At 72.1% G+C, this 14,735-nt stretch carries 15 protein-coding genes; 2 read left to right on the forward strand and 13 right to left on the reverse strand.

Translation table 11 applies throughout. From position 1 onward, the window contains the following. Positions 1-128: 128 nt before the first annotated feature. Together ACIGXO_RS08575 and ACIGXO_RS08580 are read right to left on the reverse strand one after the other, a co-directional pair. Positions 129-335 (reverse strand): hypothetical protein, encoded by a 207-nt coding sequence (locus ACIGXO_RS08575; RefSeq protein ID WP_399782298.1) that lies wholly within the window; start codon positions 333-335, stop codon positions 129-131. Between the two features lie 382 nt (positions 336-717). Further along, the gene (locus ACIGXO_RS08580; RefSeq protein ID WP_399782301.1) at positions 718-999 is read right to left on the reverse strand and encodes an acylphosphatase; all 282 of its coding nucleotides are present in this window, start codon (positions 997-999) and stop codon (positions 718-720) included. A gap of 134 nt (positions 1,000-1,133) precedes the next feature. On the opposite strand from ACIGXO_RS08580, the gene ACIGXO_RS08585 reads away from it, so the two are divergent. Then, positions 1,134-2,192: a CAP domain-containing protein gene (locus tag ACIGXO_RS08585; protein WP_399782303.1), complete on the forward strand. Its 1,059-nt coding sequence runs from the start codon at positions 1,134-1,136 to the stop codon at positions 2,190-2,192. A 12-nt stretch (positions 2,193-2,204) separates the two neighbouring features. Here ACIGXO_RS08585 and mutM read toward each other — a convergent pair whose 3' ends face one another. From mutM to ACIGXO_RS08635, 10 genes are all read right to left on the reverse strand, one after another. Further along, complete coding sequence (gene mutM, locus ACIGXO_RS08590; RefSeq protein WP_399782306.1) at positions 2,205-3,137, reverse strand: bifunctional DNA-formamidopyrimidine glycosylase/DNA-(apurinic or apyrimidinic site) lyase; 933 nt, start codon at positions 3,135-3,137, stop codon at positions 2,205-2,207. Between the two features lie 146 nt (positions 3,138-3,283). Next, positions 3,284-4,084, reverse strand: a complete 801-nt coding sequence (gene rnc / locus ACIGXO_RS08595; RefSeq protein ID WP_399782309.1) for a ribonuclease III — start codon at positions 4,082-4,084, stop codon at positions 3,284-3,286. A 19-nt stretch (positions 4,085-4,103) separates the two neighbouring features. Next, positions 4,104-4,277 (reverse strand): 50S ribosomal protein L32, encoded by a 174-nt coding sequence (gene rpmF, locus ACIGXO_RS08600; protein ID WP_028802425.1) that lies wholly within the window; start codon positions 4,275-4,277, stop codon positions 4,104-4,106. Positions 4,278-4,279: 2 nt separating this feature from the next. Then, the gene (locus ACIGXO_RS08605) at positions 4,280-4,912 is read right to left on the reverse strand and encodes a YceD family protein (protein ID WP_399783794.1); all 633 of its coding nucleotides are present in this window, start codon (positions 4,910-4,912) and stop codon (positions 4,280-4,282) included. A 233-nt stretch (positions 4,913-5,145) separates the two neighbouring features. Further along, positions 5,146-6,288, reverse strand: coding sequence for a cell division initiation protein (locus tag ACIGXO_RS08610; protein WP_399782312.1), 1,143 nt, complete (start codon positions 6,286-6,288; stop codon positions 5,146-5,148). Between the two features lie 121 nt (positions 6,289-6,409). After that, on the reverse strand, positions 6,410-6,889 hold the full coding sequence (gene coaD / locus ACIGXO_RS08615) for a pantetheine-phosphate adenylyltransferase (protein ID WP_037801125.1): 480 nt from the start codon (positions 6,887-6,889) through the stop codon (positions 6,410-6,412). A gap of 26 nt (positions 6,890-6,915) precedes the next feature. Beyond that, entirely contained in the window at positions 6,916-7,551 is a 636-nt protein-coding gene (rsmD, locus tag ACIGXO_RS08620) for a 16S rRNA (guanine(966)-N(2))-methyltransferase RsmD (RefSeq protein ID WP_399782317.1), read from the reverse strand. Positions 7,552-7,636: 85 nt separating this feature from the next. Further along, positions 7,637-8,155, reverse strand: coding sequence for a hypothetical protein (locus ACIGXO_RS08625; protein WP_399782320.1), 519 nt, complete (start codon positions 8,153-8,155; stop codon positions 7,637-7,639). Positions 8,156-8,269: 114 nt separating this feature from the next. After that, complete coding sequence (locus tag ACIGXO_RS08630) at positions 8,270-11,491, reverse strand: helicase-related protein (protein WP_399782322.1); 3,222 nt, start codon at positions 11,489-11,491, stop codon at positions 8,270-8,272. A gap of 117 nt (positions 11,492-11,608) precedes the next feature. Next, entirely contained in the window at positions 11,609-13,294 is a 1,686-nt protein-coding gene (locus ACIGXO_RS08635) for a DAK2 domain-containing protein (RefSeq protein WP_399783797.1), read from the reverse strand. A 295-nt stretch (positions 13,295-13,589) separates the two neighbouring features. Between ACIGXO_RS08635 and rpmB the strand changes: the two genes are divergently transcribed. Next, on the forward strand, positions 13,590-13,775 hold the full coding sequence (gene rpmB / locus ACIGXO_RS08640; RefSeq protein ID WP_030267048.1) for a 50S ribosomal protein L28: 186 nt from the start codon (positions 13,590-13,592) through the stop codon (positions 13,773-13,775). Between the two features lie 136 nt (positions 13,776-13,911). On the opposite strand, the gene thiD is transcribed toward rpmB, so the two are convergent. Beyond that, entirely contained in the window at positions 13,912-14,700 is a 789-nt protein-coding gene (thiD, locus tag ACIGXO_RS08645; RefSeq protein ID WP_399782325.1) for a bifunctional hydroxymethylpyrimidine kinase/phosphomethylpyrimidine kinase, read from the reverse strand. Positions 14,701-14,735 lie beyond the last annotated feature (35 nt).

Below are 14,735 nucleotides of genomic sequence, written 5' to 3' on the forward strand. Positions count from 1 at the left end.
AGACGGTAAGAGGCCGCCGGGAAGCGGGGGCGTGAACGACGAAGGGACGCCGAAGCGTCCCTTGAATCTTCATAGAGCGGTGCCTCAAGTGGCTGTCGTTTCAGCCCGACCGTCGCTTGAGGCGAGGGTCAGGTGAGCGCCGGCTCCGCCTGGGGTACGTCGATGCTGTCGAGCAGCGAGTCGCCGTGACGTGCGGCAGCGGACAGCGCGTCGTTCTCGGCCTGAATCCTGACAATCTCGGATTCGAGGTCCTGGACGCGCTGCTGAAGCCGTCGCATCTCGGCGAGGACTCGGGGGTCGGAGCCGCCGACGTAACCGAGAAGCGCCTTTGCCATGATGGATGGTCCTCCACACTGAGTGACCGACCGAAGCGGTGGTGGGTCGTGAGGGAATCGCACCCGCGGTGTCTGGCATTCTTTGGTCTACGCAATGCCAAACAGCTAAGGTGCGCGGGGATTCCAGAGTCTCACCAAAAGGTTTGACGGTCAACACGATCACGCCCCGTATCCGAGGGTCGCGAGTACGCACGACGGCCAAGAGGCTCACGTCGGCACTCCGGAAACGACCCCGGGGGCGTCTAGATCATCCTTACTGCCGCAGCCTTCCACGCGTCGGCGGAATTGGCAACCACCAGGCGGTTTCTGCCTCCCGCAGGTGCCGGCGACACGTCATGGCGCGGGTCGCGGACGGCCCGGACGGCCGGTCCGCGCCCCCTCATCAGCGAATCGCGAAGCCGTCGTACCCGCCTCGCGGCGTGTCCCAAATCTCACTCACACCGTCGACCCGGCCGGGCGTGTCCCCGGTACGCAGCCACTCCAGCAACTCCTCGCACCGCTCCCGGGAGCCCTCGGCCACGACCTGGACGCGGCCGTCCTCCCGGTTGATCGCGAAACCGACGAGCCCCCCGATGCGCAGCGCGTTGGCCCGGGTGAACCATCGGAAGCCGACACCTTGCACACGGCCGCGCACCCAGGCCGTCAGACGGACATCTTCGTTCATGCGTGCACGCTAACCGGCCAATTGCTCAGCAAGCACTTCGGCCCCATAGGCCGTGCCGTACAGTCACGCGGCATCACCAGTCACTCGTACGGGTGATTCACGCCCGACGTTCGCGCACGGAAGGAAGTCTCGGGATGGGCCGCCACCGACGCACCGCTCCCGTACCCGGAGCGCCGGCCGCCGAACCCGCCACGGGCCGCCACCGCGCCCGCCGCCCGGCCGCGCCGCCGCCCTTCGCGGGCCCTTCGGGCGGCGGCCTCCACTCCGCCGGGCCATCCGGCCCCTCTGGCCCCTTCCGCCCAGTCGGTCCCTTCCATCCCGGTGGCATCCTCCGCCCCGGTGGCATCCTCCGCACCACTCCTGTACGGACCGGCCTGCTGGGCGTGTCGGCCGCGCTGGCGCTGGGTGCGGTGGCCGTCTCGGCGGGCCTGATACCGGGGAACGGCCCGTACGACCAGGACCGCGCGGCCGGCCCCGGCGGCCGCATCAGCACCGGCGCACTGCCGGACGTGACCCCGCCCCAGGGCGATCGGTCCCCGCTCCCCGCCGACCGCGGCGCCGCCCGCCCGGACGCGCCGGGAGGCACAGCCGGTGGGGCAGCCGATGGGGCAGCCGGTGGGGCAGCCCCCTCGCCCAGCGCCTCACCCTCGGCGGGCGCCCCTTCCGGTACGGGCGACACCGCCCCGGGCACCGGCCGGTCGGACGGCACCGACGACCGCACCACCCCCGCTCACCGCGGTACCGACCGCACCTCTCCTCCCCCAGCAGCGCCCCGCGCACCGAACTCAGCCCCCTCTTCCTCCTCCCCCTCTTCTCCCTCCTCGGCCTCCGCCCAGGTCCTCTCCCTCGTCAACAAGGAACGCGACAAGGCGGGCTGCGCCCCGCTCACCGCGGACCCGGACCTCACCCGCCTGGCACAGAAGTTCAGCAAGGACATGGCCCGCCGCGACTTCTTCGCCCACACCGACCCGGACGGCGCCACCCCCTGGGACCGCGCGAAAACGGCCGGCGTCACCGGCCTGGGCGGCGAGAACATCGCCCGCGGCCAGCCCACCCCCGAGGCCGTCATGACCTCCTGGATGACCAGCCCCGGCCACCGCGCCAACATCCTCAACTGCACCTACCGCACCCTCGGCATCGGCCTCCACCGCGCCCAGGGCGGCCCCTGGTGGACGCAGGACTTCGGATTCTGAGCCCCCCGTGCGCTAGCGCACCCGCGGCGCCCGCTGGCACTTGGGGCAGAAGTAGCTCGAGCGGTTCATCCACGGTCGTCTGCGGATGGGGGTCGTGCAGCGGCGGCAGGGTTCGTCCTCGCGGCCGTAGGCGTCCAGGGAGCGTTCGAAGTAGCCGGATTCGCCGTTGACGTTGACGTAGAGGCTGTCGAAGCTGGTGCCGCCGACGGCGAGGGCCGCGGTCATGACGTCGCGGATGTGGCCGAGGAGTTCGGTGGTGCGGGGGCGGGTGAGGGTGGCCGTGGGGCGGTCGTAGTGGAGCCTCGCGCGCCACAGGGCCTCGTCGGCGTAGATGTTGCCGACACCGCTGATCAGGGACTGGTCCAGGAGCGCGCGCTTGATCGTCGTACGGCGGCGGCGCAGCGCGTCGTGGAACGCGGCGTCGTCGAAGGCCGCGTCGAGGGGATCGCGCGCGATGTGGGCGATCACGTCGGGGAGGCCGTCGGGGTCGCCCGGGACGGTGGGGTGGAGGGAGAGGCCGCCGAAGGTGCGCTGGTCGACGAAGCGGAGTTCGGTGTCGACCGTGTCGGAGGGGAGGTCGGCGGCCGGCGCGACACCGGGAACCGCCGCAGTGTCGTCCGGGACGTGCACCGCGTCCGTGAAGCGGATGCGGACGCGGAGGTGCTTCTCGTCGGGGGCGTCCTGCGGCTGGACCAGGAGCTGGCCGCTCATGCCGAGGTGGGCCAGGACCGAGAGATCGCCGGCGAGCGGGAGCCAGAGGTACTTGCCGCGGCGGCGGGCCTCGCCCACCCGGTGACCGGCCAGCTGGGCGGCGAAGTCCGCGCCGCCCGCCGTGTGGCGGCGCACCGCCCGCGGGTGCAGGACCTCCACGGTGTCGATCGTCCGGCCGCTGACCCAGCGCTCCAGACCGCGCCGTACGACCTCGACCTCGGGCAGCTCGGGCAAGGGATCTCCTCGGGAGGGCGGATGGGTGCCGTGGGGGCCCTGTGGCAGGGCGGGTTCCAGGTGCCGGGAAAAGGAAACCCCGCCCGGCCTGCCCTGTGAAGGGGTGGTCGGGCGGGGATCCGCGTGCGCGAGGCACGCGGCGCGCTTCAGCTCGCGGGACCACCGGTGGTGGCCTGCGTGGTGGCTTCCGTGGCGGCCTTGGCCGCCTCGTCCGCCGCCGCGCGGATCTCCCGCCAGGCGGACTCCGCCGCCTGCTGCTCGGCTTCCTTCTTGCTGCGGCCGGTGCCGGTGCCGTACGAGACACCACCGACGCGGGCGGCAGCAGTGAAGGTCTTCTCGTGGTCCGGGCCGGTCTCCGTGACCAGGTATTCCGGGACCCCGAGTCCTTCGGTTGCGGTCAGTTCCTGGAGGCTGGTCTTCCAGTCCAGGCCGGCGCCGAGGCTGGAGGACTTCTCGATCAGCGGGTCGAACAGGCGGTGTACCAGTTCGGAGGCCGCGTCGAGGCCCTGGTCCAGGTAGACCGCGCCGATGACCGCCTCGAGTGTGTCGGCGAGGATGGATGCCTTGTCCCGGCCGCCGGTGCCTTCTTCACCCCGGCCGAGCCGGATGAAGGCACCGAGGTCCAGGCCGCGGCCCACCTCGGCGAGCGCACGCGAGTTGACCACCGCGGCCCGCAGCTTGGCCAGCTGGCCTTCGGGCAGGTCGGGGTGGATGCGGTACAGCGTGTCGGTGACCACCAGGCCCAGGACGGAGTCCCCGAGGAACTCCAGCCGTTCGTTGGTGGGCAGCCCGCCGTTCTCGTATGCGTAACTGCGGTGCGTCAGCGCACGCACCAGAAGGGCGGACTCGAGTGTGTACCCGAGCCGCCCTTCCAGAAGCGTGTGGGACGAGGCCGTGTCCGCAGACGGAGTCTTCGAGGAGTTCTTCGACGAATCAGCGTCTGACATAGAGCCCGTCACCAGCCGCTCAGACCTCGAGGACCTGGCGCTTGTTGTAGGTGCCGCAAGCGGGGCACGCGATGTGCTGCTGCTTCGGCTCGTGGCAGCGCTCGCACGCCACCAGGGTGGGGACCGCAGCCTTCCACTGCGACCGGCGGTGGCGCGTGTTGCTGCGCGACATCTTCCGCTTCGGAACAGCCACGGCTACTTCTCCTGCTTCTCGTCGACGCCCGCATCGGCGCCGCCCATGTTGTCCTTCTCGCTGTCCTGGATGGAGTCAGCGAGTCCCTGCAGTGCCGCCCAACGGATGTCGACGGCGTCGTGATGGTGGTCCGGGTCGTCCGCGAGCCGCGCTCCGCAGTCGGAGCACAGGCCCGGACAGTCGTCCTGGCACACCGGCTGCATCGGCAGTGCGAGCACCACCGCATCGCGCAGCACGGGTTCGAGGTCGAACAGGTCGTCCTCGAGGAAGAGGGTGTCCTCCTCGTCCTCGGCGTCGTCGCCTGCGTCCGCTTCGCGGACCCGGGCATCGGCGTCGGGGTAGGAGAACATCTCCTGGAAGTCCGCTTCGAGCTCACGCTCGAGCGGCTCCAGACACCTTACGCACTCCCCTGTCACGGATGCACGGGCGGTGCCTGTGACAAGCACCCCGTCCATGACCGACTCCAGGCGGAGGTCGAGCTCCACCGGCGCGCCCTCGGGCACGCCGATGACCTCGTTGCCGAGGTCCGAGGGGGCCTCGACGGAGCGGGACACCTTCTTCATCGCACCGGGACGCCGGCCCAGCTCGCGTGTATCGAACACGAGCGGAGAACGGTGGTCGAGGCGGGCGTTGATGGCTTCCTGCTTTCTACGGCGGTACGGCTGCCGGCGCCGCGCGGGGCGGTCGTCGGGCAGCACAGATCGCGGACGTATGCGCGACCGAACAGCCAGGATACTGGACGGGTCGCGATTGACCCAATCCGCGGCCGGTGCCCCGGGTACCGCCCGCCCTGCGCGCGAGAGCACCGCCGGACCCGCGCGCGTCAGCGCTCCGGCCCCGCGGCGTCAGCGCTCCGGCCCTGCGCGCGTCAGTGCCCCTGCTCGTACTGCCGCAGCTGGTCGAGGTCGATCATGCTGGTGTCGAAGAGGCTGGTCTCGTCCAGGGCCGCGGGCTGCTGCCCGTGGTGCTGGGGCTGCTGCCCCTGATGCTGCGGCTGCTCGCCGTGCGGGAACTGCTGGGCCTGCTGCGGGACGTACGCGGCGGGGTCGTACCCCTGCTGCGGGGCCTGCTGCTGCCAGCCGTAGCCGTAGGGGTCCTGCTGCTGGGCGTACTGCTGCGGCTGCTGGTAGCCGTACGCGTCCTGGCCGTAGCCCGCCGTGGCGTAGTAGTCCTGCTGCTGGGCGGCCGCGGCCGCGGGATCCATGCCGGGCTGCACCTCGGGAGGCGTGCCGGGCATCGGTGGCACCTGGGGCGCGGCGGGCTGCTGGGGCGCGGTGGGCTGCTGGGCGGCGGCGAGGTCGGCGAGGTACTCGGCGTCGCCGGACTGCGGCAGGCCCGTCGCGGGGTCCGTGTGCGCGGCGAAGGCCGCGGCGAGCTCGTCGCTGGGCTGCGCCCCCAGGAGCTTCTGGCGGCCGCGCCCGACCGCCTCCAGGGTCTTGGTCAGTACGGCCTCGAAGGCGCCGAACTTGGCGTCGACGTACGCGTCGGCGCGCTGCCGCAGCGTCTCCGGGTCGGCGCTGCGCTCGGGCGCCTCGGCGTCCGCGTATCCCGCCTCGTCCAGGCCCGGGCCGCGGCCGAGCAGCTTCTCGCGGCCCCGGTCCACGGACCCGATGGTCTTGGTGAGCACGACCTCGAAGTTGGCGAGCTTGCTGTCGACGTAGTCGTCGGCCTCGGCGCGGATCTCCTCGGCCTCCCGGCGGGCCTCCGCGAGGATGCGGTCGGCCTCCTCCCGGGACTGCCGGGCGACCTCGGTCTCGGAGAGCAGCGAGCCGCGCTGGGCGTGCGCGCTCTCGATGATCCGCTCCGCCTCGGCGCGGGCCTCCTCGACCATCTGCTCGCGCCCGCCGAGCAGCTCCTGCGCCTGCGCGAGGGACCCCGGGAGCGCGGCCCGCACCTCTTCGAGCATCGCCAGCAGCTCCGCGCGGTTGATCACGCAGGAGGCCGACATGGGCATGGACCGGGCATGGCCGACGGTCTCGACGATCTCGTCGAGCTTCTTCTGCACGTCCACTGGGGCTCGCCACTCTCTGGGGGATGAAACGACGGAACGGGACCGACTGTACGGCCACCCGCCCCGGCCCCGACACCCACTGACGCCCCGTCAGCCGGACGGCTCTCCGCCGCTTCCCGCGTCACTTCTCCCCGAGGCGCTCCGTCAGGGCTTCGAAGACGAAGTCCGGCACCAGGTGGGAGACGTCGCCGCCCCAGGCCGCGACCTCCTTGACCAGGCTGGACGAGAGGAAGCTGTAGGTCGGGTTGGTCGGCACGAAGAGGGTCTCCACGCCCGAGAGGCCGTTGTTCATCTGGGCCATCTGCAGCTCGTAGTCGAAGTCGCTGACCGCGCGCAGGCCCTTCACGATGGCCGGAATGTCACGCTGCTTGCAGAAGTCGACGAGGAGGCCGTGGAACGCCTCGACCTCGACGTTGCCGTACTCGGCGGTCGCCCGGCGGATCAGCTCGATCCGCTCCTCGACCGTGAACAGGCCCTGCTTGGACTTGTTGATCATCACGGCGACGTGGACCACGTCGTAGAGCTTGGAGGCCCGGGCGATGATGTCCAGGTGCCCATTCGTGATGGGGTCGAAGGACCCCGGACAGACGGCACGGCGCACTTGAATTTCCTCGCTCTCCGATCCGGTCATGACTCGCTTGCCGACGTGGCGCTCCCGGCAGGGCGGTCGCCGGCGTCCCCACCGGCTTCCTCGCACGTCGAAGCGGCGCGACCGTACCAAAGCGTGGCCTCGCCGTAACGGCGGGACCGCAGGCCCGTGAATCCGTCGGGCCAGCGGAATTCTCCGCCCCTGGTGCTGCGCTCCACGGTGGCGAGCGCGTCGCCCGTGATCCAGCCCTGCGAGCGGAGTGTGAGGAGTATCTCGCGAAGATCGTCGTCGGTGACGGCGTACGGCGGGTCCAGGAAAACGAGGTCGTACGGCTCGCCGGAGACCGGCCCCGCGACGACCTGTTCGGCCTTCGCGGCGCGGAATTCGGCGCCCGGGAGACCGAGGCTGCGGATGTTCTCGCGGATCGTGCGGGCGGCCTTCGGATCGGCCTCGGCCAGCAGCACGGCCGCGGCACCCCGGGAGAGCGCCTCCAGGCCGACCGCGCCCGAGCCGCCGTACAGATCCAGCACCCGGGCGCCGGTCAGCGGGCCGTCCAGCGCCTCCCAGGTGGAGAACAGGCCCTCGCGCGCCCGGTCGGAGGTCGGGCGGGTGCCCGTGCCGGGCGGCACGGCCAGGCGCCGGCCGCCGGCCACGCCGGCGATCACGCGGGTCATACGATTCTCGTCCTCAGCTGTGCGGTTCCGTGGTGGCAGGAGCCGGGTCCGGCCCCTGCCACCACGATATGGCGTCCCCCGCCGGTCAGCCGCGCTCGGCGTCCTCGGTCCCGCCCACCAGGGCCGGTGAGGCGTACCGCGACCAGGACAGGCAGCCGTCCGGCGGGCAGTACTCCGGGCGGCGCGGGTCGTGGCCGAGCTCGCGCAGCTTCGTCCGTACGGAATCGGGCGTGCGGCCGAAGCGGGCGGCGATCCGCGCGATGGTCTCGCCCGCGTGGAACCGGCGCGTCAGGTCCTCCTCGTGCTGCGGCACCCAGGGCGCGCCGTGCCCGGGGAAGAGCTCGCGCAGCACATCGCGGTCCGGTATCGGCTCGGCCACGTCGGCGACCAGCGCGAGGGCGCGCAGGGCGCGGTTCAGCGCGATCCGCAGGGCCGGGACCTCGGTCAGGGGCAGGGTGAGGGCGCCGGAGGCGAGGAGGGTCTCAGGGGCGTCCTCGTGCCAGCCCGTGAGGGTGAGCGTGACGGTCGCGTCGTCGTCGCTGGTGAGCTCGATGCGGAAGATCTTGTCGCCGAGCGGGAGTTCGTTCAGATGCCGGAATGCCATGAAACAGCCCCCCAATGGTCCAACTGGGGCCAACCACTCCCGGATCGGCCCGGACTGCGTCCATCCTCCCAGCGGGGTCTGACACATGGCCGCTCCCGGGCGCAGCCGCGCCCCTCACCCCTTGTCCAGATAGCTCTCCCGCTCGGTGTCCAGCAGGGCGTCCAACGCGACCCGCAGCTCGGGCAGTCCGGCCAGCTCCGGGTCGGCCGCGACGACCGCGGTGGCCTCTTCCCGCGCCGCCTCGATGACGTCCTCGTCCTCGATGACGGCGAGCATCCGCAGCGAGGAACGCACCCCGGACTGCGCCTGCCCCAGGACGTCGCCCTCGCGCCGCTGCTCCAGGTCGATCCGGGACAGCTCGAAGCCGTCCAGCGTGCTCGCCACGGCGCCCAGCCGGGCCCGCGCCGGGCTCGCCTCGGACATCTCCGTCACCAGCAGGCACAGGCCGGGCGCGGAGCCTCGGCCCACCCGGCCGCGCAGCTGGTGCAGCTGCGAGACGCCGAACCGGTCCGCGTCCATGATCACCATCGCCGTGGCGTTCGGTACGTTCACGCCCACCTCGATGACGGTCGTCGCCACCAGCACGTCCACCTCGCCGGCGGCGAACCGGCGCATCACGTCGTCCTTGTCGTCCGGCTGCATCCGCCCGTGCAGCACCTCCACGCGCAGCCCCGCGAGCGGTCCCCTGGCCAGCTGCTCGGCGACGTCCAGCACGGCCAACGGCGGCCGCTTCTCCGCCTCCTCCGCCGCGCCGGCCTCCTCCTCCGCCCCGGCCTTCTTCTTCGCGCCCTTCGCGCCCTTGGGCTCCTCCTCGTCGCCGATCCGCGGGCACACCACGTACGCCTGGTGTCCGCCCTCGACCTCCTCCCGCACCCGCTCCCAGGTGCGCGCCAGGAAGTGCGGCTTGTCCTTGGCCGGCACCACATGGCTGGCGATCGGCGACCGCCCGGCGGGCAACTGGTCCAGTACGGACGTCTCCAGATCGCCGAAGACCGTCATCGCGACCGTCCGCGGAATGGGCGTCGCGGTCATCACGAGCAGATGCGGCGGCTGCTTGCCCTTGGAGCGCAGCGCGTCCCGCTGCTCCACGCCGAACCGGTGCTGCTCGTCCACCACGACCAGTCCCAGGTCGTGGAACTGCACCTTGTCCTCGATCAGCGCATGCGTACCGATCACCAGCCCGGCCTCGCCCGTCACGAGGTCCAGCAGCGCCTGCTTCCGCGCGGCCGTGCCCATCGAGCCGGTCAGCAGCACGACCTTCGTACCGTGCTCCGCTCCCCCGAGCATGCCCCCCTCGGCCAGCTCCCCCATCATCTCGGTGATCGACCGGTGATGCTGCTGCGCCAGCACCTCGGTCGGCGCCAGCATCGCCGCCTGCCCTCCCGTGTCCACCACGGCGAGCATGGCCCGCAGCGCCACCATCGTGTTGTGCGTGACGGTGAAATTGTCGGTCACGTACGCATGATCCGGATGATCGACTCTGATGCACTGGACCGGCTTCGTCCCGACATGCTCGACCGCTCGGATACCCCGGCGGAACGTGTTGTATTTCGGCCTCCCGCCCATTCGGCCGGCCTTCCGCGCGAGCCTGAAGGGCGGGAATTCGTCCGGCAAGGCCACGGAGACGTTGAAGGCATTCCGTTTCGGCAGGACCCGTGCCCGGCCACCGAGCGAACGCGCCAGCCATGCGACGTCATCCGCCAGCCGACGTGAGGCCGAGCAGAAAGAAGCGGACATTCCGTTCTGCTGGACCGTGCCGTCCGTGTCCATCAGGCCCTGCAGCACGGCCAGCCGGTCCTTGACCGGTGCGTTCTTGTAGCCGAGCGGGACGAATTTCGTGTGCGAGGTGGCGCCCCACAGAGCCAGTTCGCGCAGCGCCGTGATCACGGGGTTACGGCGCGTGCCGCCCTTCGGGCCGGTCAGGCCAATCGTGTAGTCACAGTTCTCTCCCGGTACGGGCACCAGCTTGCAGGTCGGCTCCACCGCGGTGTCGACCGCCGCCACGAGCTCTTCGTCCACGCTGGAGAACCGCAGATTGTGCCGGAAGGAACCGTCTCCGAGGAGGAGACCCAGCAGGTACGGATCGAGCGGCCGGGAATCACCGCTTTCGAGATCCACGGCTGCCGCAGGCGCGATGTACCACTTGGAGGCGCCGTTGGCCTTGAACGTGTCCGCCCTGATCTCGCGGGTCGTCATCACCTTCGGCCGCTCGCCGCGGTCCCATGCGCAACTGGTGGCGACGATCCAGAGGTGCTCGTCATCGCATTCGACGGTGCTTCCGTCGGACAGCACGAGGCGCCAGACATCCCGCTCGCCCTGCGGAAACACCCCGTCCACCACGGCGATCTCGCCGCTCGGCACCACCACCTCGTCGCCGACGGCCATGTCCCCCATCGCGCGGAAACCCTGTGGGGTCAGGACCGAGGAATCCAGCGGTTGCGCCTTCCCGCTGCCCACTTCTCCCTGGAGCAGCCGGTGCATCGGGTGGTCCGTGGCCAGGTCGTCGAAGATTTCGCGGCTGACCTTCTGCTGGCCGTCGGTGAGGGTGAAGGGGAGGCGGGCGTCGAAGGCGTCCAGGAGGCCGTTCTCCGTCAACGGGCGGGGGACGGCGGGGAGCTGGGTCTCGGCGAAGCGGCGGCGGGCCAGCGCGACCTGGAGGACGAACGCCTCGTCCCACTTCAGGCGGGCCCGGGCGTCGGCGATGTCGGCCTTGGTGGCGGGCCGGTGGATCTTGAGGAGGGCCTCGGGGAGCGGGACGAGGCCGCGGCCCTCGCGGAGCGCGGGCGGCAGCGGGTCGACCGCGTCCCGGGCGTTGGGCAGCACCGCGTCCACCGCCTTGGCGATCTTCCAGGACGGCATCTTCTGGGCCGCCGGATAGATCGGCAGGAGGCGGCCGGCGAAGGCGTCCACGGCGTCGTCGCCGCCCTCGCCCGCGAGGAGTTCGTACTCGGGGTGGGCGAGCTGGAGCTTGCGGTTGAAGACCGAGACCTTGCCCGCGAACATCGCGCGGCGGCCGGGGAGGAGGTCGTGCCGCGGCTTGTGGATGCCCTTGCCGAAGAAGACCAGCTGGAGGCGGCCGCTGCCGTCGGTGAGCGTGACCTCCAGGCGCTGGCCGCGGCCGTGGTTGAAGGTGAGCACGCGGGCGTCGGCGACCCGGGCGACGACCGTGACGTGCTCGTCCAGCGGGAGGTCGGCGAGGGTGGTCAGCTCGCCGCGCTCGGCGTACCGCCGGGGGTAGTGGTGCAGCAGATCGCCGACCGTGTGCAGGCCGAGGTGCTCGGCCAGCACCTTCGCGGTGGTGCCGCCGAGGATCTTCTTCAGTGGTTCATCCAGCACGGGTCCATTGCACACCACGCCACTGACAACCGGCGGGAGGACCGGGGAACGGGCCTCCGGGGCCGCTGCTCCGCGCCGTTGGGCAACGCGGCTGCTCCACGCCGGTCGGCGACGCGGCTACTCCACGCCGATCAGCAGCAGCGAGGACTGCTGGCCCCCGGCGTACACCACCGTGTCCACGGCCAGATGGCGCTCGCGTACGTGGCGTTCGAGGCGGTCGGCCAGCCCCTGGGGGAAGTCCGCGCCGCACACGAGGGTGACCATCTCGCCGCCCGCGGAGAGCATCCGGTCCAGTACGTCGAGGGCGGTGGCCGCCGGGTCCGTACCGATCACCGCGACATCGCCGTCGACCAGCCCCAGCACGTCCCCGGCCTGGCAGACCCCGGCCATGGTCCAGGACTGCCGCTCGGCGACCGTCAGCTCGCCGTACCGGGTGGCGCCCGCCGCCGAGGTCATCGCCACCACGTCCTCGTCGAACGTGCGGCCGGCTTCATGGACGGCCAGCGCCGCGATGCCCTGGACGGCGGCCCGGGTCGGGATCACGGCGACGCGTACGCCTTCGGTACGGGCCTGGCCGGCCGCAGCGGCGGCCGTGTGCCGCAGGTCGGCGTCGTTCGGCAGCAGCACCACCTCTCGGGCGTGCGCCTGCCGGATCGCCTGAACCAGCTCGCCGCTGGCGGGCGGCTCCCCGGGGCGTACGGAGACCACGGTCGCGCCGGCCGCGGCGCACAGCCCGGCCAGCCCGTCGCCCGGTACCACCGCGACCACGGCCCGTTCCGCGCGCTCCGGGGCCGCGCCGCGGGCGGCCTCGGCGCCCGCGAAGTGCGTGATGCGGATCCGGTACGGGCGGCCCGCCTCGATGCCCGCCTCGACCGCCGCGCCCGCGTCGTCCACGTGCACATGGACGTTCCACAGACCGTCCCCGCCGACCACCACGAGGGAGTCGCCGAGTCCGTCGAGCCGGGTGCGCAGCCGGGCCACGGCCGCGTCGTCGGCCTCCAGGAGGTAGATCACCTCGAAGGCGGGGCCGTCGGCCGCCGCGTGCTCGTCGGTGCCGCAGCCGCCGGCCTCGGTGACGACCGTGGCGGGCTCCGTGCCGCCCCGGGAGGCGGGGGCTCCCACGGCGATCCGTACGCCGCCGGCCGCCGCCGCGCGCTCCCCGGACAGCGCGTCCGCGAGCGCGCCCAGGACGGCGACCAGGCCGCAGCCGCCCGCGTCGACCACGCCGGCCCTGCCCAGCACCGCGAGCTGCCCCGGGGTGGCGTCCAGCGCCTCCCTGGCGCCCTCGTGGGCCGCGCGGGCCACCGCCACCACATCACCGGCCGGCACGGCGCCCTCGGCGGCGTCGGCGGCGGCCGTCGCCACGGTGAGGACCGTGCCCTCCACGGGGTGCGCCACCGCCTCGTACGTGGACGCCGCGGCCCGCCGCAGCGCGCGCGCCAGTACCGCGGCCGGACCGTGGTCCGCTGCCTCGGGAGCGTGCGTCAGTACCTCCGTCATGCCGCGCAGCAGCTGCGCCAGGATGGTGCCGGAGTTGCCGCGCGCCCCGATGAGCGCGCCGTGCGCCATCGCGCCGATGGCGTCGGCGAGGCCCGGCTCGGTACCGGAGGCGGCGTGCCCGTCGAAGGCGGCGTCGACCGCGCGCGCCGCGGATTCCACGGTCAGGTAGAGGTTGGTGCCGGTGTCACCGTCCGCGACGGGGTAGACGTTGATCGCGTCGATCCGCTCGCGGTCCCGGCCGAGCGCCTCCAGGGCCAGCCCGCACCATGCGCGGACCTCGGCGGCGTCGAGCGGGTGCGGCACCGTGCGTACTCGGGGCACCGTGCGTCCTCGGGGCACCGTGCGTCCTCTCTCGGTCGCGGGATGGCCTCCCCGGGCGGGGCAGGCAGTGCACCGCAGGGTAGCGGCGGACGGGACGGGTGCTCGGGCGGGGCCCCCGGGCGGCCATGGTAGTTTCGTAGGGCGGGAGCGGTCGTTGTATGCTGCTCCGGTTGCCCGATGCGAATCGGGTTTTTCCTCTCCCGGCACCGCTTGTCGTTCAATGCACTCGGCGCGCTGGGAATTACCGTAAGTGCATCTGAAGTCTTTGGAGTGACCCGTGGCTGCCAACTGCGACGTCTGCGGCAAGGGGCCGGGCTTCGGCAAGAGCGTTTCTCACTCGCACCGCCGCACCAACCGTCGTTGGAACCCCAACATCCAGACGGTGCGCGCTGTGATCGGGCGCACGCCGAAGCGGCTCAACGTCTGCACCTCGTGCATCAAGGCCGGCAAGGTCGCGCGCTGACGTTACGTCGTGGCGCAGCCTCTGCCGGTTGCCTTGAAGCCGGTCCACCTCCGGGTGGGCCGGCTTTTCTGTTGCCCGGAAGCTTGTCCGGGGTGCCCGCACCGGGACGGCAGACACCCCCGCAGCTCTCCGGGGCTCAGCGCAGCCGCCACCCGTGATCGACGGGTCCGATCCCGCCGCCCAGCCGGAAGCCGGCCGCGATCGCGCCCGTGACGTACTCCTTCGCCGCCGCCACGGCCTCCGGAACGGTGTCGCCGTGCGCCAGCCGGGCCGCGATCGCGCTGGCGAGCGTGCAGCCCGTGCCGTGCGTGTGCCGGTTGTCGTGGCGCGGGGCGCGCAGCCAGTGCTCCTGATCGCCGTCGGTCAGCAGGTCCACCGCGTCGCCCGCCAGATGGCCGCCCTTGATCAGCGCCCAGCGCGGGCCGTGGGCCAGGATCGCCGCGGCCGCCCGCCGCATATCGGCCTCTTCTTCGACCTGTACGCCCGTGAGCTGGGCCACCTCGTCCAGGTTGGGGGTGGCGACGGTCGCGGTCGGCAGCAGCTTCGTACGGACCGCGTCCAGGGCCGTGGCGGCGAGCAGCGAGTCGCCGTGCTTGGAAACACCGACCGGGTCGACGACCACGGGCGCGTCCACGTCCGCGAGCAGCCCGGCCACCGTCTCGACCAGTTCCGGCGAGGAGAGCATTCCGGTCTTGACCGCCTGGACGCCGATGTCGTCCACGACGCTGCGGAACTGGGCCCGGACCGCCTCGGCGGGCAGCTCCCAGGCGCCCTGGACGCCGAGGGAGTTCTGCGCGGTGACGGCGGTCAGCACGCTCATGCCGTGCGTGCCGAGCGCCAGCATCGTCTTCAGGTCGGCCTGGATGCCGGCGCCGCCGCCGGAGTCGGAGCCTGCGACGGTCAGGACGCGGGGTGGTGTGTGCATGCCCCGAATCTAATCGACCGCCGGATCCGGCCACT

The organism is Streptomyces sp. NPDC053542, assembly GCF_044544685.1.
GTDB lineage: Bacteria > Actinomycetota > Actinomycetes > Streptomycetales > Streptomycetaceae > Streptomyces.